This window comes from Legionella gresilensis (assembly GCF_900639865.1).
In the GTDB taxonomy this organism is placed as follows: Bacteria; Pseudomonadota; Gammaproteobacteria; order Legionellales; family Legionellaceae; genus Legionella_C; species Legionella_C gresilensis.
In genome coordinates this window covers 83,691-103,290 of sequence record NZ_CAAAHX010000005.1, presented here as the reverse complement: position 1 = coordinate 103,290, position 19,600 = coordinate 83,691, and the positions used below count along the sequence as shown (strand labels likewise).

Sequence of the window (19,600 nt, the reverse complement as noted above, 5' to 3'; positions counted from 1 at the left end):
ATCCAGAATTCGCGTTTTAAAACTTAATTTAGGAATTTATTAGCAATTAATCTAGGCGCCGAAATTTATTACCATTAAGGTAAGTTAATTGAGAAAAAATGCTGCGAAGTTCGTCTAAATACTCTTGAATGATTTCTTGCGATAGTTCTGAGCTAATGAGTTGTTTCTCGTAAGAAAGCAATAATTTTTTAGTATCATAATGAGCATAATTTAAAACATTAGTAACGGTATCACCACTTACTAAATCATTAATTTCAAATTGTCCATCATCTTTTAAATGAACGTCAAGAGAGTTTGTATCACCGAATAAATTATGTAAATTACCGAGGATCTCTTGATAGGCACCAACAAGAAAAAATGCAATCGCATAGGGTTTATCAGGATTAAAAGGCGGGAGCATAAGCGTTGTTTCAACTCTGGATTGGCCTGGATAATGTTTAATAGTGCCATCAGAGTCACAGGTTAAATCTTGTAATATACTTGGTATTTTTTCCTTAGTATTTAATTGAGAAATAGGTGTAACTGGAAAAATTTGATCAATGGCCCAGGCATCTGGTAAAGATTGGAAAAAAGAGAGATTGCAGAAAATTTTAGCTGCTAATCTTTCATTAATAATATCCATTAATTCAGAATCACCGGGTGTTTTGTCATCAAGTTTGCGTTGTACTTCACAACAAATTGCTGTAAAGAGTTGCTCAACTTTTGCTTTTTCTTCTAAAGTAATAACACCGTGCTTAAACATAGAATGAGCTTCTTCTAAAGAATGAAGAGCATAATGATAGATTTCACGTGGCGCATGATCATAAATAGATTGATAGGTATCCCAAATATCACGAATCACATGTGAATCATCTGAGTCAATCTTAGGTATCTCATGGGTGTTTTTAATAACTTCTGAATCGGTAATATTAGTGACTAATACGGCATGATGTGCTGTTAAAGCTCGCCCTGATTCAGAAATTAAATTAGGCTCAGGTATGTTTGCTTCTTCGCAAACATGCCGAATGGCTAGAATAATATTTGTTGCATATTCATTTAAGCTGTAATTCATCGAGCAATCAGTACTGGTTCGTGTTCCTTCATAATCAATTCCTAGTCCACCACCTACATCGATTGTTTGAATTGGCGCTTGCAGACGCCTTAACTCAACATAATAGCGCGCTACTTCTTGCATGCAAAAACGGATGTCATGGATGTTTGCTACTTGTGAACCCAAATGACAATGCATTAATTTTAAGCAATCAAGAGCGTTGCCTTCCTTAAGTCTTAAGACTAAATCAAGTATTTGTTCTGCATTCAAGCCAAATTTTGACTTAGCTCCGCCCGTGTTTTCCCATTTGCCAGCACTTTTAGTAACCAAGCGAATACGCACACCCAAATTAGGCCTTATATTTAAACGGGTAGATTCTTTAAGAATAGTATCTAATTCTGAGCGCTTTTCAATAACAATAAAGACTTGATGACCCATCTGTTGAGCAATCAAAGCGGTGCGCACATAAGAACTATCTTTGTAACCATTACAAATAATGGTGGAAGTCTGTTTACCTAACATACCAATAACTGCCATAAGTTCTGGTTTGCTACCCGCTTCAAGACCAATGATATGAGCAGGCGCTTTTAATAATTCTCTGACAACACATTGTTCTTGATTAACTTTGATGGGATAAACTAATTGATAACTGCCTTGATAATTATTATCTGTTATTACCTGTTTAAAGGCATCATAAATTTTTAAAACTCTGTCATGAAGAATGTCAGTAAAACGAATAAGGAGTGGTAATTGCAAACCGGCACAATTAGCTGCTTTGACAATGGTTTGTAGTTCAATTCCTGGAATGTCTGGATTCTTATGAATCGCAATATTACCATTGGAGTTAACCGAAAAATAACCCTCTCCCCAATGAGCAATGTTATAAGCATTAAATTCAGTTGAAGTCGTCATTAGCTATCCTTGCCTTTTAATAGTTCTTGATAGGTTTGCGGTTGGCGCTGACTTGCAAAAGGAAATAACCTGCTCCAAAGTGCTCGTACATTAAAATCTAATTCAGCGACTAATACAGCTGGTTCATGTCTTGGAGCTTGCGCTAAAATTTCACCTAAAGGATTACTAATAAAGCTACTACCATAAAATTCTAGTCCATCTTCTTCACCTATTCGATTAACGGCTACCATAAAACAATTTGCCATAATACCTTGTGCTACTATAACTTTTTGCCACATGGGTTGACTATCGAATCCAGGTGCTGTCGGCTCAGCACCAATCGCTGTAGGGTAGACTAAAATTTCCGTGTCTTTTAAACCATAAATACGAGATAGTTCAGGAAACCATTGATCATAACAAGTAGGTAATCCAAAGTTATGCCCTGCGAGTTGATGCACAGGATAATTGGAGTCGCCTGGCTTAAAATAATAATCTTCATGATATTTTTCACCACAAGGAATATGCTGTTTACGTGTAATTGCAGTAATTTGCCCTTGTTGATTAAAAGCAACGGCCGTATTGAATCCACCTTTTTCAAAAAGAGAAGCGGTAATCACTACATTTGCTGATTTTGCCATGTTGCCCACAAATTGAGCTGTTGGCCCGGTATGAATATCTTCCATAAAGGGACTACAATCAATATCTGGCTGAGTACAAAAATAAGGGGAAAGCGTTAATTCTTGTAGACAAACAACTTTTGCACCTTGTTTTGCCGCAGCCAGAATACCTGCTGCTAACTTTTCTTTATGAGTGTCAGGGTTAGGGTACCAGCGCTCTTGTACTATACCGATAGTTAATTGATTACTCATGGGCAATTACTTCTCATATAAGTTAATTTAAAAATTATTTTCAGGAAATTATTCATTTCTTTGGTGCCGAATAAAAATCACTTTTTAACTCTTCACTATATCTTTTAAAATAGGTTCCGCCTGTACGGGCAGGTATTGTTACGTAAATAAGTTCGAGATCTAATTATAATTAAAGTGTGTCTGTGTCATCCTCTACAAATTCTTTGTCATCCCCACGTAGGCGGGGATCTATTCCTCAATTAGCACTGAAGCTAATTTCGACATGGATTCCCGCCTACGCGGGAATGACAAACACTCTTTCCTAGTCATTCTATCCCTTTTTGTCATCTTCGCGTAGAGGGGGATCTATCCATCAATTAGCACTGAGGCTAATTTCACCATGGATTCCCGCCTACGCGGGAAAGACATTTATTCATGCAACAAAGCCGTGGGAATAACAAACACTCTTTCCCAGTCATTCCACCTCTTATTGTCATCCCCGCGTAGGCGGGGATCTATTTCTCAATTAGCACTGAAGCTAATTTCGACATGGATTCCCGCCTACGCGGGAAAGACATTTAATATCTACGTAATAATACAGCGGGAACGACAAACACTCTTTCCTAGTCATTCCACCTCTTATTGTCATCCCCGCGTAGGCGGGAATATTTCTCAATTGGACTCCGTTGGTTTACATAGACAAGTCGGGAATGTATACGTAGCAAAAAGAGTCTATTTTAAACTTCGCAATTTTAAAGTTGATTTGCTAAAAGTGCATTAGCTACTTTAGACTGATTTTTTCGATTCAGTGCTTTACAAATCATATCGCCAGCAGCAACAACTTTAAAAATATCTATACCCGTATCAATTCCTAGACCATGCATTAAGTAAAGTACATCTTCTGTAGCCACATTGCCCGTAGCGCCACGAGCATAAGGACAGCCTCCTAAACCGGCAACAGAGCTATCAAAGCGATAAATACCACAATCTAAAGAAGCTGTAATATTAGCAATAGCTTGTCCGTAAGTATCATGAAAATGCATAGCTAATTGGCTATTAGGTATAAATTCAAGCAATGTAGAAATGGCGGCTTTCGTCTGTTTAGGTGTACCAACGCCAATTGTATCACCAAGGCAGACTTCATTTGCACCAAGTTTAAGCAATTGCAAAGCTACTTCAGCAACTTGAGCTGGCTTAATTTCTCCCTCATAAGGACAACCCAATGCACAAGAAATATAGGCTCGAACATATATATTGTTTACTTTTGCAAGATCAAATACCGGTTTAAACCGGGCAATGCTCTCCGTAATCGTGCAATTAATATTGCGCAGATTAAAGGTTTCACTAGCAGCTGTAAAAACTGCTATTTCTTTGACACCTAAACTAAGTGCTTTCAGCATGCCTCGTTCGTTAGGAACAAGTGCAGAAAAATGCACCCCATTAGGTTTATTAATGGAGTTAAAAACCATTTCACTATCAACAAATTGTGGAATAGCTTTTGCTGAGACAAAACTTGTTGCTTCGATATATTGTAGGCCAGTTTGACTTAATTGATTGATCAAAGCAATTTTAGTTTCTGTTGTAACAAACGATAGTTCATTTTGTAATCCATCGCGTGGACCTACTTCAACGATTGTGACTTGTTGAGGGTAGTTCATATTTATTCCCTAATTACTATCGCCAATAGTCAGTAATTCTGCTCCTTCACTAACTTGTGAGCCTACTTCATAAAATAACTCAAAGACAATCCCGTCTTTGGGTGCTTGGATGGTATGTTCCATTTTCATTGCTTCAAGTACTATTAATTGCTCGCCTTTCTTAATTATATCGCCTTGTTTCTTTAAAATAGCAACAACTGTGGCTGGCATTGGTGCTGTTAAATGACTTGCTTGCTCATTTTGATTACTTGTTTGTTGCCAACTAAAACGTTCGAAAGATACAGGGCCTTCTTTTAAATATATAATTAAATTGTTATTAGCGCTCTCTACCCAAGCCCATTGTCTCTTGTCGCTATATTCAATAAAAAGTTGGTTATCAATTAATTTAAAAACAAGTTTAATAGGTTCTCCATCACTTAATTCAATTAAAAATGATTCTTGGTTAATTGGCTTTATAAGTAACTCAATTTGCTGTCCTTCTAATAAATAATGCCAACGCCAGTAGCTAATTAAATGCATTTGCCAAGCAAAAGTTTGCTGCCCTAATGCATCTTGTTTCTGATTAACTAGCATTGCATAATCAAAGCAGGCCGCTATCAAGGTTGCTAAATGATCATTGGGCTTCGTAAGATTAATTGTCTCTTTAGTTAAAAAATTTGTATTAATGTCGCCAGCAATAAATTTAGGATGTTTACAAATAGCTTGTAAGAAAGGAATATTAGACTTAACACCACCAATTGCAAAATGGTCTAAAGCATATTGAGTACGTGCAAGTGCTTGATTACGATCCATACCCCAAACAATTAATTTAGCAATCATTGGATCATAGAATTGACTAATTGTTGATTGGCTATTAACGCCGCTATCAATGCGTATGCCCTCACCAACTGGTTCTTTTAAAAAATGCAATTGCCCAATAGATGGAATAAAATTCTCATAAGGATCTTCGGCATAGATACGACATTCAATCGCATGACCTTTTGTCACGATATCTTCTTGCTTGCAGGGTAAGGGCTCGTTGGCAGCAACTTTAAGTTGCCAGGCAACTAAATCAATACCGGTAATCATCTCAGTTACTGGATGTTCAACCTGTAATCTCGTATTCATTTCCATAAAATAGAAATGCTCATCGTTATCAACGAGAAACTCAATAGTACCAGCGCCGCGATACTGAATTGACTTGGCAACCTGACAGGCTGCAAAAGCTAATTTCTGACGTAACTCTTGACTTAAGTTTAAAGCTGGCGCCTCTTCAATAATTTTTTGATGGCGACGTTGAATTGAGCAATCTCTTTCAAAAAGGTGGATAACTTGACCGTGATTATCAGCGATGATTTGGATTTCAATATGGCGAGGATTAACAATTAATTTTTCAATAATAATTGTATCATCGGCAAAGCTTGCTTGTGATTCGCGTCTTGCTCCGGCTAGAGCATGTGCAAATTCATTTTCCATGTATACAGCGCGCATTCCTTTTCCACCACCACCATTTGCCGCTTTAAGTAAAACAGGAAAACCAATTTTTTTCGCCTCATTTAATAAGACTTCATCATTTTGTTCATGGCCATGATAACCTGGTGTAAGAGGAACATCTGTTTTTTCAAGTAATTGTTTTGCTAGTTGTTTAGAACCCATTGCATCAATAGCTTCAATAGTCGGGCCAATAAACACTATATTGGCATTTGCACAGGCTTTAGCGAATAAAGAATTTTCAGATAAAAAACCATAGCCTGGATGAATTGCTTCGGCTTTACTTGTAAGGCAGGCTTTAATAATAGCATCAATATTTAAATAACTATCTTTGGCAATGGCTTCACCGATACAGTAAGCTTCATCAGCTTGTGCGACATGAGGACTATTTCTGTCAATCGTTGAATAAACAGCAACAGTTTTGATTCCCATTTGCTTAGCTGTTTTAATAATGCGGCAAGCAATCTCGCCCCGATTTGCTATTAGAATTTTTTTGAACATGAAAATCCTAAGTATGTTAATTAAATTATATAAATTTTCCTGTCGCAATTTTTATCTATTAAATGCTAATTAGCTCCATTGTGGCTGCTCTTTTTTAAGGAAGGCTTGTAACCCCTTTTGGCCTTCCGTTGAGACCCTTTTTTTAGCAATTAACACAGCGGTTTCATGCACAAGTTCATCAGTGACAGGTTTATCGCATACTTTGTTAATGAGCGTCTTACAATCTGCTACTGCTTGTGGGGCAAGTTCAGCAATTTGCCTTGCATAAGTCAGAGCAAAGTTAGCAAGTGCACCGCTCTTAACACAAAATTGAATCAAATTAAGTTGTTTTGCTTGCTCAGCGTCAAAAGGTTGTGCACTCATGAATAACCACTTGGCAGCACGTTCGCCGATTGCTTTAACAACATAAGGGCTAATAACCGCTGGAATCAAACCTAGTTTAACTTCAGGAAAACAAAATTTAGCTTCAGTGGAGGCAATTGCAATATCACAGGCTGCAACTAAGCCTGCACCACCGCCAAAAGCGCCGCCTTGAACGGCAGCAATAGTTGGTTTTGGACACTGATAAAGGGTTTTCATGACTTGGGCTAGAATAAGCGCGTCAACTAAATTTTCTTCTTCATTAAATTGCGCCATACGTTGCATCCAACTTAAATCAGCGCCAGCTGAAAAATGAGGGCCATTTGCTTTTAAAAGAATAACTCTCACTTGCGGATTTGCTATAGCTTCATTTAATTTTTCTTGGAATTGACTTAAGAGTTTATCGTCAAAAGCATTATGCTTGTTGATACGATTTAAAGTAAGAATAAAAACCTTATCCTGTAGTTCCGTTAGTAATTCACTCATGTTTAGTTCCTTACATTCTAAAAACACCAAAGCGTGTAGGTTTAAGAGGTGCATTTAAAGTAGCTGATAAACTTAAACCCAAAACTCTACGCGTATCTTCTGGTGCAATTACTCCATCATCCCACAACCTTGCACTTGCATGGTAGGGGTTCCCTTGCTTTTCATATTGATTACGTAATTTTTCTTTGAACGCTTCTTCCTCTTCCTCAGGCCAGAGTGTGCCTGCTTTCTTATGTTTATCTCGGTTAATTTGCGCTAAAACATTAGCAGCTTGTTCGCCGCCCATAACGGAAATACGTGCATTAGGCCAAGACCATAAAAAACGTGGGTCATAAGCACGTCCGCACATAGCATAATTTCCTGCACCATAGCTCCCTCCTATAATGACAGTAAATTTTGGTACATTAGCATTAGCAACAGCAGTTACCATTTTAGCACCATGTTTAGCAATACCGGAGGCTTCGTATTTACTGCCAACCATAAAACCCGTAATATTTTGAAGAAAAAGAAGCGGAATTTGGCGTTGCACACATAATTCAATAAAGTGAGTTCCCTTTAAAGCGCTCTCTCCAAAAAGAATTCCATTGTTAGCAATAATACCAATTGGATAGCCAAATAAATGAGCGAAGCCGCACACTAAAGTAGTGCCAAATAAAGCTTTAAACTCATCAAATTCGGAACCATCTACAAGACGAGCGATGACCTCGCGCACGTCAAAGGGTTTGCGTGGGTCAGCTGGAATAATACCATTTAATTCTTTTGGGTCATAAAGAGGTTCTTGACTTGTTATACGAGTTAACCAATCAGTTTTTTTACGATTTAAATGTTTAATAGTAGTACGTGCTAAATGCAGCGCATGTGCCTCATCTTCTGCATAATGATCAGCCACACCAGATTGACGGCAGTGGACGTCAGCGCCACCTAGTTCTTCTGCACTAATTACCTCTCCTGTAGCTGCCTTTACAAGCGGCGGCCCCCCTAAGAATATCGTTGCCTGTTTACGAACCATAATCGATTCATCAGCCATCGCAGGTACATAAGCGCCTCCTGCTGTACAAGATCCCATAACAACAGCAATTTGTGGAATATTATTTGCTGATAAATTGGCTTGATTAAAGAAAATTCGTCCAAAATGATCTCTATCGGGGAAAACTTCATCCTGCATAGGTAAATAAGCGCCACCTGAATCGACTAAATAAATACAGGGTAGGTGATTTGCTTTAGCAATTTCTTGAGCGCGTAGGTGTTTTTTTACGGTCAAAGGATAATAAGTGCCACCTTTAACGGTTGCATCATTAATAACTATCATGCATTCCGTATTCATCACTTGACCAATACCCGTAATTAAGCCAGCAGCTGGAATATTGTCTTCATAAACTTGATAAGCGGCTAACTGGGATAATTCAAGAAAGGGGCTGCCTGGATCTAATAAACGCTGTAATCGTTCTCGGGGTAAAAGCTTCCCATGCTTTAAGTGTCGTTGTCTAGCTTTTTCATCCCCACCTTGGGCAATATCTTTTATAGTAGTTTGCAGTGTTGTTACTAAGTCATTCATGGCAGCTGCATTTTGTTTAAACTCATTGCTTGCAGGATTAATTTGACTGATAAGCTTAGGCATAAATGTTCTCAATGAATAAAAATATTACAAAGCATAAGGACTAACCAAAGCAACCAGGTTAGCTCAATAATATAAGGCATTTTTTTTCCGGTTATTAATTTGTAGAGCAATGCAATGATCCCTACAATAACAACAGGAATTAATACTAAAAAAATAACTTTACTAATAATAATATCTAAAGAGTTTGGCTTAAAGAATAAAAAGAATTTGCCATATAAATGGGTATATAAAATATCAGTGTAAACAATAAAGGCATGAATATAGCGAGTACAAAGGACACCGAAGATACTTAATACTAAATAAATTAAACTTTGTCTAACCATTACATTCTCAATTTATTATTATTTAATTGAAAGAAATTAGAGCCTGCAATTCATTTTAAAAATGCTTAAAACATCTACATTGCGGGTTATCCCCGAAATCTAGGACTTCCTGGATGGCGCGGTAAGCCGCGCCACGTAGGGCTTATATAGTGATTTTCAGCAGATTCTAAAGAATGCAGAATCTATTTAACCAAACTTATTTTAAATACCCACCTATTTAATTTATGAATCGGGACTAGTTAGACTTAAGATTCCGCTTGCGCGGAATCAATTAATCAATCAATTATTTCTATGGCCATTGCAGTGGCTTCACCACCACCTATACATAATGCAGCTACCCCACGTTTTTTAGCTTTTTGTTTTAGCGCATGAATTAAGGTAACTAATATACGCGCGCCAGAAGCACCAATAGGATGACCTAATGCACAAGCACCACCATGAATATTAACTATATCAGCACTAAGCTCTAATTCTTGCATAGCGGCCATAGCAACAACGGCAAAGGCTTCATTGATTTCATACAAATCAACATCGTTTTGATTCCAGCCTGCTCTATTCATAACTTTACGAATGGCTTCAACAGGTGCAGTTGTAAACCACTGCGGGGCTTGAGCATGGCTTGCATGCGCGACAATCCGAGCAAGTGGTTTTAAACCTAATTTACTTGCTTTTGCATAAGACATGACAATTAAACTTGCTGCGCCATCTGAAATTGAGCTTGAGTTGGCAGCAGTCACTGTTCCATCGGCTTGAAAAGCAGGTTTTAGCTGAGCAATTTTAGCAAGCTTATTAGGATCAGGGCTTTCATCCTTTTCAATCGTTACATCGCCTTTCTTAGTGGCAATTGTAATGGGCACAATTTCTTCAGCGAAGCTACGATCGTTATTAGCTTGAATAGCACGTTCCATTGAGCGTATTGCAAATTCATCTTGCGCATTGCGACTAAATTGATAATGCTTAGCGGTGGCTTCAGCAAAATAACCCATTAACTTGCCCCGATCATAAGCGTCTTCTAAGCCATCAAGGAACATATGATCTTTAATCTCGCCGTGACCTAAACGATAGCCAGGACGAGCTTTATTTAATAAATAGGGCGCATTACTCATACTTTCCATACCACTCGCAAGAATAGTATTTGCAGAACCACATTTAATTAAATCGTGTGCTAACATGACAGCTTTCATTCCTGAGCCACACATTTTATTAATAGTGGTTGCACCAATTGCTTCAGGTACACCTGCTTTAATTGCTGCTTGTCTTGCGGGTGCCTGTCCAATACCAGCTTGTAGTACACAGCCTGAAATGACTTCATCAATGTCATTGGGAGAAATCTGGGCAAAATCAATAACAGCACGATGAGCCTCAGCGCCTAGATCTGGTGCTGATAAACTCGATAAGGCACCCAACATATTTCCCATTGGGGTTCGTTTTGCCGCAACAATAACTACATCGTTCTGTTCCATTGTGGTATTCCTTATAGTGTTTCTTTAAAAAGTTCACGCCCAATTAACATACGTCTAATTTCTGAAGTTCCTGCACCAATTTCATAAAGTTTAGCGTCACGTAATAAACGTCCAGTAGGGTACTCATTAATATAGCCATTTCCACCTAATATCTGAATAGCTTGAAGTGCCATTTGTGTTGCTTTCTCAGCCGTATATAAAATGACACTTGCTGCATCTTTTCTACTTACCATGCCAGAATCACAGGCACGAGCTACTGCATATAAATAAGCTCTTGCAGCATTTAGCTCAGTATACATATCAGCAAGTTTTCCCTGAATAAACTGAAACTCACCTATAGGTTGATTAAATTGCTTACGTTCATGAATATAAGGAAGAACTATATCTAAACAAGCTTGCATAATACCTATAGGGCCCGCAGCAAGAATTGTTCGCTCATAATCTAGCCCACTCATTAATACTCGTACGCCTTGATTAATTTCACCTAATACATTTTCAGTTGGTACTTCGCAGTCCTCAAAAACTAGCTCACAAGTATTTGACCCTCGCATACCTAATTTATCTAGCTTCTGAGCAGTACTAAATCCTTTAAAACCCTTTTCAATAATAAAGGCAGTAATGCCTTTACCTGCTGCTTGTTTATCTGTTTTAGCATAAACTACTAACACATCAGCATCCGGGCCATTTGTGATCCACATTTTAGTGCCATTAAGGATAAATTTATTATCAGCAGCTTCGGCGTGTAATTGCATACTAACAACATCAGAGCCTGAGTTTGATTCACTCATGGCTAAAGCACCTATATAATCCCCACTAATAAGTTTAGGCAAATATCGGCTTTTTTGCTCATTATTACCGTTAAGATAGATCTGATTAACACATAAATTTGAATGTGCACCATAGCTTAACCCGACGGAGGCAGAAGCACGCGAAATTTCTTCCATAGCTATAACATGGGCTAAATAACCCATATTAGCACCACCGTATTCCTCGCTTACGGTAACGCCTAATAATCCCATCTCACCAAGCTTGCGCCATAAATGATTAGGAAAGGCATTATCAGTATCAATTTTAGCGGCTAAGGGAGCAATTTCTTGGCTAGCAAATTGATAGACGCTTTCTCTTAGAAGATCAAGCGTCTCACCTAACTGATAATTTAAACCAATATGCATGGTATCTTCCTGTTACTTAGTATAAAAGTACGTATAAAAATAGAATTATTGTTATACCGAACTTGTTATAGCTTTGCCGAAAATTTACGGGGCAAAGCTATAAAGCTTACTCTAATTAGTTTACCCATTATCTTTATAAAATAGCGCATGTTTAGTGATAAGAGCTATTACTATGTATACCGAACCCACGCTATTTATGCAAATAAAGGCTAGACTATACTTAATTAGATTTAAGTTGCCTAGCTTTAAATTTAAACCTTTTTAAGATAGGGTTTGCTGTTATTTATGCCGCTAAAGAGCGTTAACCTATTAATGCACATCATTTACATGGATCCATATTTAAATAAACATGCTTTAATTAATATATGTTGCCACAAAAAATATTTAAAGTTTAGCTAGAGAGGGTCTGCTGACAATTCATTTTCTTAGGTTGCCTATAATCTCTAGTAATGGAGAATAATACATGAGCAATTTAGTTTTATGGGGCCATCATGTTGATGAATATAAGGAAATGTTTGATTTATCAGACAAAGATTTAGCGGGTAAATTACTTGAATTTGGTAGTGGCCCTAGTGCCTTTAATACAGAAATGACACAAGATAAAAAATACTGCATTAGCTGTGATCCTTTATTTGTTTTAGATAAAGCAACTTTAATAACAAAAACAACGCTTGTCTTTTCTGATATGCGTGAAAAACTCACTCGTGATCAAGATAAATTTAATTTTATTGCTTATGGAAATTTAGAAGGGTTAATACGAAAAAGACGCGCAGGCATGCAATCATTTTTTAATGACTATGTGCAAGGTAAAAAAGAAAAGCGTTACCTGCCTTTAAAGGATATTACCCTTCCTTTTTCTGATTTCTCATTTGACTTAGCGTTAAGCTCACATTATTTGTTTGCTAATATCGAAGAGCAAGATGTTGGCTTCCATGTTGCGGTAATCAGAGAGCTTGCCCGGGTTGCCAAAGAAGTACGCATCTTTCCTTTGGTCAATCGTTTCAATGAAACATCATCCCAGTTGGGACCCGTCATGTTACAATTACAACAGGAAAATTATGGCCTTGAAGTACGCAGCGTTGACTATAATCTGCAACCAAAAGGTAACGCAATGCTACGTGTTTGGGCTCAACAATGCGAATTGAATTAGCATCTTTAATACTTCTCAATTAGGCTCCAAAGAGTAGCAACTGTCTTGAATTAAAATTTAAGACAGTTGCTACTCTTGATTTTTTAATAATTTAAGATAAATTGTGCCTAACTTTAATAGCGAGCTTTTCTATGTATTCGCTGATTCGTCCATTTCTTTTTAGGCTCGAAGCTGAAAAAGCGCATCTTTTTACTTTAAAAGCACTTCATTATTTGCCGGCAGTCTTATTTGCACAGCTACCAGATACAAAACCCATTAAAGCAATGGGTTTAACTTTTAAACATCCCATTGGACTTGCTGCCGGATTAGATAAAAATGGCGCGCATCTAGATGCATTAAGTAAATTAGGTTTTTCATTTATTGAAGTAGGTACGGTCACGCCTAGGCCCCAATTAGGTAATCCTAAACCACGTTTATTTAGATTACCAACACATGAAGCAATTATTAATCGCATGGGTTTTAATAATGAAGGGGTGGATGCTTTAATAAGGAATGTGCAGGAAAGCCAATATCATGGCATATTAGGGATTAATATTGGTAAAAATAAAGATACTTCTTTAAATGAGGCTGTTAATGACTATTTAGTTTGCCTACAAAAAGTATATCGTTATGCCTCTTATGTAACGATTAATATTTCTTCGCCTAATACGCCAGATTTACGGCAATTACAGCAACATGAATATTTATCTGACTTATTAAAGCAATTGGCTGAGAAGCAAAAAGAACTTGCAGATACTCATCAGCGTTATGTACCACTCGTTATCAAAATCTCTCCTGATGAAGAGGATGAAACCTTAAAACAAATTGCTAACACCGTTATTGCTAATAAAATAGACGGTATTATTGCTACGAATACTACATGCTCACGATTAGGCATTGAAAATGCCGCTTTAAGTCAAGAACAAGGTGGTTTAAGTGGTAAGCCTTTATTAAATCGTTCGACAGCTTGTATTAAATTACTAAAAGAAATCGTTGGTTCAGAGGTAACTTTAATTGGGGCTGGGGGCATCTCTGATACAGAATCCGCCCAGGAAAAATTGGCTGCGGGCGCTAATTTATTGCAAGTGTATACAGGCTTAATTTATCGAGGGCCTTATTTAATTCCAAATTTACTCAAAAGTTTAACTTAAAATTTTTAACTATTATTGTCTTTTACAATTTAATTGTACTCTTTTTATTAGCTACCTTACTTTTCAATTTGTTTCACAATTAAAATTAAAAATTAATTATTATTCATATTGAGTTAATAATTTTCTAGTAAAATAATAGGTATAAACGTTATTACCTTCGTTAAAGCTATGTTTACGATTTTTAGAGGTTACTACAAAAGGGCGGTAGAGGCCGTAAAAAATTTGATTCCAGAAGAAATGTTTGTCTCTGATGATCCTGGTAAAGGCAAAGCAACTATTGAAGTCGATATTCCTCGTGCTGGTTTTTTAGATTTTTCAGGTCAAAGAACTTATGATGATTTAACAGATGCATGGAAAAAAGACGATGTAGTTACTGAAGATTATATTCAAGGCCGTATGAATGCCGGAGTTTTTTGTGAGTTAATGTATAAAACAGGCGTGATGACTGGCCAAATCATACCTACAAGTATAAAAGATGAGGGTGATTTTTTTAGTCACTTAAAAGGAGAGAACCAAGTTTCTTTATCTTTTGCATATTTTAGTGATAGTGGTAAGCCGTGTGGATTTTCCCTTATAAGTTCTAAGTCAGACCCTGATTATTGGATAATTTCCATCATTAGGGATGCTACAACTGACGCTGAGCATAGAGAAGTAAGTATTTGGGTCAATTTAGGCAAAGATAAAATTCCTGAAGATTTTTTAGTTAAAAATTCGGAGTTAGATAGTTCACTGCAATTACAAAAGGACTTAAATGAGGATATTTATTCCTTATTATTGCAGGAGTTACAAAGTCAAAAACTAGCTGATTTACTTCAAGCAATAATTAGATCAAATAACACCTTAGATTTACAGATGTTAAATTTGTTGCAAAAACAAGTTCGCGGTCCAAGTGAGTTTGCTAGTAATGAAAAAGCAACCATCTCCCCATTTTGGAAAACGAAGTTAAAAGAATTAGGTGCTACATTAGGCTCAGCAGGAATAGGTGCACTCATAGGCGCTGGTATAGGGGCGCTGTTAGGTACGCTCGTTTTTCCGGGTATAGGTACTAAACTTGGCGCGTTGATTGGTGCAGCTTTAGGTGGTTGCGCAGGTGGAACCGTTGGTTTGTCTGGTGTTGGACTTTATGAGTTATGGAAAAATAATCCTAAAACGAGTGCTGCTATAACCATCTTAGGTAATGCTGGTCTGGGTGCTGCTGCGGGTGCCATTATAGGAACCTTTATCTTCCCCGTTATAGGAACAGGTGCTGGCGCTCTCATTGGCGCTGGCATTGGTGCATCCTTAGGTTTCGCTATAAATGGGATAGGCAACTTCATTAGAAAAAACTTTAAAATTGGAACAGGTTTAACTACCTTGGGTAGCGCAGGTATAGGCGCTGGTATAGGCGCGCTGTTAGGTACGCTTGTCTTTCCGGTCTTAGGAACCAAGATTGGCGCAGTAGTTGGGGCTTTAATAGGCGCTGCTATTCCCTTGATAGGGGCAGGCATTAAATTAGCTTATGAAAAGTATAAAGACTTTTCAAGCAGGCTGCAAAGAAGGTCTAGCTCTGGCAGTGGTGAGGAAAAAGAGGATTTAGGCACAATGGGTCGACATTCGCCCAATGTGATGGTTAGCGGCCTTAAAGTGACTAAGGTTGTCGAGCCGCAACAGTCTTTAGATAGTGGTTTAGAGGTAGTGAAACAAGGAAGTAAAAAAGAATCTGTTTCTAATACAACCTTAGAAGGTGACAGAAGGGATTACATTTCTCCTTAGTTAGGTGTGGCTTTGAGCCAGGCTAGATTTGTTTAATAATTTAACCTATTTAATATTATTTTAACAATTATGTAATATAATTAATCAATGGCGATTGAGGTATATTATTGTGGAAGAGTTAATTAAGCAGTTACAAAGTCTCTATATAGAAAGGTTTTTATACTATTCTTCAAATTTAGATCGGTTAAATCTTGGCTATGAATTGCGATTTTATGGAAAAGAAAGCCGACCTTTAGAAGCTAATATTACTGATTTTCTCCAAGCAAATTTTACACCAGATGGTGCTTTTAAGGAAGGTGTATTAAAAGTTGAAAGGGAGCGATTGAAGCAGATTATTGGTAATGAATTTAATCCTGATGTACGAGATGACTTCCTTACAGATCGCGATAGGTTTTTATTAGATTTGATTAATTTCCAAGTTAGTTATGATTTACAAGGAATAAGTCAGATATATACTAGAAAGATATTCGCTCCATTTGACCATTTAGATACACCAGGAAAAAATGCTGCAAAAAACGATATTATCGCGAAATGGGGAAAGCTAATAATTAATTACTGTTTAGGAACAACAGAGAAAGACTTAAAAAATAATTTTGGATTAAACAACTTAGAAGCAATGTTTGGGACGGCTGTAGTAAGTTTAATACGAGAAAAAATAGGAGAGTTTTTCTTTAATGAATTAATTATTACAGAGCCAATAACTTTATTTAATATAGAAGAATCTGGCAAAGTAGATCTAAATAAGCAAGCCTTTGCAAAATGGTTTACTATGGATGTTAAATTATGGCAAAGGCAAATGGATATATGGCTTACTATTATTAATGAAAAGTTAGATTTTGATAAGTTACCTAGTCCTGAAGAAGTGTTGGTTTTGCTAAAATCGTGGCCTGATTTTTTAAAAATGACAGAGTTAGTTCTGGATAGAAAATTAAAGATCTCTCCCGAATATTATGATAAAGCAGCTGAATTTCTAGGGAAAAAACAGGCTAAAACAGATATATATAAATTTTTTCGAAGTGGCCTACCTTTACCAGAAGCGCTGGCAACTACATTAAGAATGATTTCTCCAGAATTATCCCCTTCAGTGAAAAAAGCATTAGAACTAAATGAAGCATCTTCTTATGTTGAAGAGCTAGTCAATAATCTTCCTTTTTTCAAAAGAGTCAAAGATCTAGATTTATCTAAAGAATTAGGGGTTCATGTACAGACTCAGATTTCTCAGTTAATTGAAGCTGCTAAAGACGCATGGAGAATTAGTTATAAACAATCTTTAGGTGGCGCTATAGCTGACTGTAAGGAGATACAAGAAAAATGTGAGCAGGACATATTAACTATTATTATCGGTACCGACAAAGTACTCAATGATGAGCAAATGGGAAAACTTGAAAATAATAAAATTACGGCGTTAATTAAATTTTTCATAGGGAATAGGAATTCTGAAGCTGAAGAGGCAACGCTTAAACAAATCGAATTTGGCAACCTGTCAATCGATAACAAAATTAAGTTTTTAACTGAATTTTATAAGCAGACTGATAAGTATAAAGGCCACGAACATAATCAAGCTATTAAAAGAGTAGGCATGCTTGAAGCAGCCAAAACTAGAGAAGAATTTCTCAAAACAGCTGACCTGCAAAGTAGTGTCAAAGTTGAATCTTTGATCCAAACTTATAAACTAAATGAGGTTCATCAGAACAGAGAAAATGAACAAGCTATTAGAAGAGTGGTAGAGTGGGAAGCAGAAAAATTTGCTGCAGAATTGGTGGACAATGAGCCTTTCTTCCGCAGTGTCACTGATTTAAATTTAAATGAATATCTTTACGTACAAGAGTCAACGAATGGTTTATTGCCTCAGCCTGAAACTTATGCAGCTCTACAAGAGCAAATAAATAATTTAATTACTCAAGCTAAAAAGGATTGTAGAGGTACTTATTTAGAAAACAGTCCTGCGAACTTTATGGATCCAAGTAAAAAAGAAGAAAATCGCCAAAAAATACAAAACGAGTGCAAGGAGAAAATAGCAGATATTATCGAAAAGAGCGAATTATTACTACTTACTACCAGAATTCAAACATTAATTTATTTTTATAAGAACAATGGCTATAAAGGTAATGAGTATAATGAAGCTATTAAAAGAATGGCGAAATATAAACGTGAGATTGAAGCTAGCGGCATATTGAGTACTATGAAAGTTGATATTTTAACTGAACTTTATAAGCTTGAGAATCCAAAGAATGAGGGGGCAAATAAAGAAGCTATTAGGAGAGTAGCAGCGCTTGAGGCACCTAAATATGCAGCAGCATTGGTCGACAGGTTTCCTTTTTTCGAAAGCGTCACCCTTTTAAAGTTAGATGAATATCTTAACTTACAAGATCAAAAGAATGGTTTAAATACTGAATTTGATACTTATTTAGACTTACAAAAACAAATAACCAAATCAATTACTGAGGCTAAAGAAAAGTGCGTAGAAATTTATAGAAAGGACGGTAATGAAAGTTTTATACTTCTAAGACCTACTAGCGAGGAAAAGCTTGTTGGTATACAAAACGAATGTAAGGAAAATATAGAAAAGCTTATTAAGAATAGCCCCTTATCAAGCCTTACCAAAATAGCTGCGTTAACGCATTTTTATCAGCAAATTAAAAGTCATAAAGGCCAAGAAAGAGAACAAGTTGCCGTGATAGCTCAGCCGGGAGAGAAGGTGTTAGATCCAGGGAGAAAAGAAGCTATTGAAGTGATAACTGCGCATGAAAGGATGAAATTAGAGCAAGAACTAGCAACAAAATTGGGGGATGAACCATTTTTTAGGCAAGCCTCAAATTTATTGTTTGATAGAGAAATACCATCTAAAACATATGATAAGATTTATAAATTAATTAAGATTGCTGAAAGTGGATACAAAGAGACTTACCTTAATGCATCTAATTCTAAAGACGAGGATAACACGCTAGCTAGGAAAGAAATAAAGAAAGTATGCAATAAGGAAATTATAAAAGCTATAGAAGATAGTAATATCTCAATGAGCAAAAAAATTAGGGTCTTAAACCAGTATAAAAAATCAGTCGCAGCTAATTTAGATGAAGAGGAGAAAGATCATTTCTTTATAGAATTAAATATCATTGCGAGAATGATTGAACTAGAAAAAGAAAGAATTCAGCAGAAGAAAGACAATGTACATACGAAAAACAGAATTGGCCCGCTTGAGATAACTTTAGATACTATTAAGAAAAAGATAAAAGAGACTAGAGAGGCTTGTCAGCCCTCTGCTGATCCAAATAACCACGTAGATTCAATAAAGCTAAAACAAGCATGTAAAAGAACAATACAAAATACCATCAAAACTCAGTTGCTTGATAACAGTACTTTAGACTTATCTTGGAGAGAGAAATTTGTTCGAAAGTTATTAAATATTGTTGTTGCTATAAGTTTTGGTAAATATGCTGCGCCTGAGTCAGCAAGATCTTCCACAAACCCAAGATTTTTTAAAACTCAAACACAAGTACATGAAAATATGGAGACTATACAAAATACTTTAGCAAAGATAAATATATAAATAGCTATTTAATAGTCAAAATACGCCAGGCCTTGGCCCGACATTTTAATCTTATAGTAGAAACAGAAAGCTTTACATTTAATGTTTTTGATTTGTTGAGTTGGTTAACTCACATTTCTATCTTTCTCCTATTTGGGTAAAAAAGTTTATAAAATATACTCTTTGTTCATGTTTAGTTAACAATTTCCCACTAAACTA

Annotated in this window: 13 protein-coding genes; 4 read left to right on the top strand and 9 right to left on the bottom strand. The window is 36.5% G+C overall.

Going from position 1 to position 19,600, the window contains the following annotated elements; genetic code table 11:
• Window positions 1-46: 46 nt before the first annotated feature.
• The 9 genes from speA to E1P04_RS07370 all read right to left on the bottom strand — a co-directional run bounded on the left by speA (window position 47) and on the right by E1P04_RS07370 (window position 11,820).
• On the bottom strand, window positions 47-1,942 hold the full coding sequence (gene speA / locus E1P04_RS07410; protein WP_131782290.1) for a biosynthetic arginine decarboxylase: 1,896 nt from the start codon (window positions 1,940-1,942) through the stop codon (window positions 47-49).
• Window positions 1,942-2,790, bottom strand: a complete 849-nt coding sequence (locus tag E1P04_RS07405) for a nitrilase-related carbon-nitrogen hydrolase (RefSeq protein ID WP_131782289.1) — start codon at window positions 2,788-2,790, stop codon at window positions 1,942-1,944. Before E1P04_RS07405 ends, speA begins: the two co-directional genes overlap by 1 nt.
• A gap of 731 nt (window positions 2,791-3,521) precedes the next feature.
• Window positions 3,522-4,427: a hydroxymethylglutaryl-CoA lyase gene (locus E1P04_RS07400; RefSeq protein WP_131782288.1), complete on the bottom strand. Its 906-nt coding sequence runs from the start codon at window positions 4,425-4,427 to the stop codon at window positions 3,522-3,524.
• Between the two features lie 9 nt (window positions 4,428-4,436).
• The gene (locus tag E1P04_RS07395; protein ID WP_131782287.1) at window positions 4,437-6,398 is read right to left on the bottom strand and encodes an acetyl/propionyl/methylcrotonyl-CoA carboxylase subunit alpha; all 1,962 of its coding nucleotides are present in this window, start codon (window positions 6,396-6,398) and stop codon (window positions 4,437-4,439) included.
• A 69-nt stretch (window positions 6,399-6,467) separates the two neighbouring features.
• Window positions 6,468-7,244, bottom strand: a complete 777-nt coding sequence (locus E1P04_RS07390; protein WP_131782286.1) for an enoyl-CoA hydratase-related protein — start codon at window positions 7,242-7,244, stop codon at window positions 6,468-6,470.
• A 10-nt stretch (window positions 7,245-7,254) separates the two neighbouring features.
• Complete coding sequence (locus E1P04_RS07385; RefSeq protein ID WP_131782285.1) at window positions 7,255-8,862, bottom strand: carboxyl transferase domain-containing protein; 1,608 nt, start codon at window positions 8,860-8,862, stop codon at window positions 7,255-7,257.
• A gap of 8 nt (window positions 8,863-8,870) precedes the next feature.
• Complete coding sequence (locus E1P04_RS07380) at window positions 8,871-9,185, bottom strand: hypothetical protein (protein ID WP_131782284.1); 315 nt, start codon at window positions 9,183-9,185, stop codon at window positions 8,871-8,873.
• Window positions 9,186-9,460: 275 nt separating this feature from the next.
• A complete protein-coding gene (locus E1P04_RS07375; RefSeq protein ID WP_131782283.1) occupies window positions 9,461-10,648 on the bottom strand; it encodes an acetyl-CoA C-acyltransferase in 1,188 nt (395 codons plus the stop codon).
• An 11-nt stretch (window positions 10,649-10,659) separates the two neighbouring features.
• Window positions 10,660-11,820 (bottom strand): isovaleryl-CoA dehydrogenase, encoded by a 1,161-nt coding sequence (locus E1P04_RS07370; RefSeq protein ID WP_131782282.1) that lies wholly within the window; start codon window positions 11,818-11,820, stop codon window positions 10,660-10,662.
• A 463-nt stretch (window positions 11,821-12,283) separates the two neighbouring features.
• Here E1P04_RS07370 and E1P04_RS07365 point away from each other — a divergent pair, with 463 nt between their 5' ends.
• From E1P04_RS07365 to E1P04_RS07350, 4 genes are all read left to right on the top strand, one after another.
• Window positions 12,284-12,970, top strand: a complete 687-nt coding sequence (locus E1P04_RS07365) for a class I SAM-dependent methyltransferase (protein WP_131782281.1) — start codon at window positions 12,284-12,286, stop codon at window positions 12,968-12,970.
• A gap of 131 nt (window positions 12,971-13,101) precedes the next feature.
• Window positions 13,102-14,100: a quinone-dependent dihydroorotate dehydrogenase gene (locus tag E1P04_RS07360; RefSeq protein WP_131782280.1), complete on the top strand. Its 999-nt coding sequence runs from the start codon at window positions 13,102-13,104 to the stop codon at window positions 14,098-14,100.
• A gap of 168 nt (window positions 14,101-14,268) precedes the next feature.
• Window positions 14,269-15,852, top strand: coding sequence for a glycine zipper family protein (locus E1P04_RS07355; protein ID WP_131782279.1), 1,584 nt, complete (start codon window positions 14,269-14,271; stop codon window positions 15,850-15,852).
• A gap of 109 nt (window positions 15,853-15,961) precedes the next feature.
• On the top strand, window positions 15,962-19,402 hold the full coding sequence (locus E1P04_RS07350; RefSeq protein WP_131782278.1) for a hypothetical protein: 3,441 nt from the start codon (window positions 15,962-15,964) through the stop codon (window positions 19,400-19,402).
• Window positions 19,403-19,600: the final 198 nt, after the last annotated feature.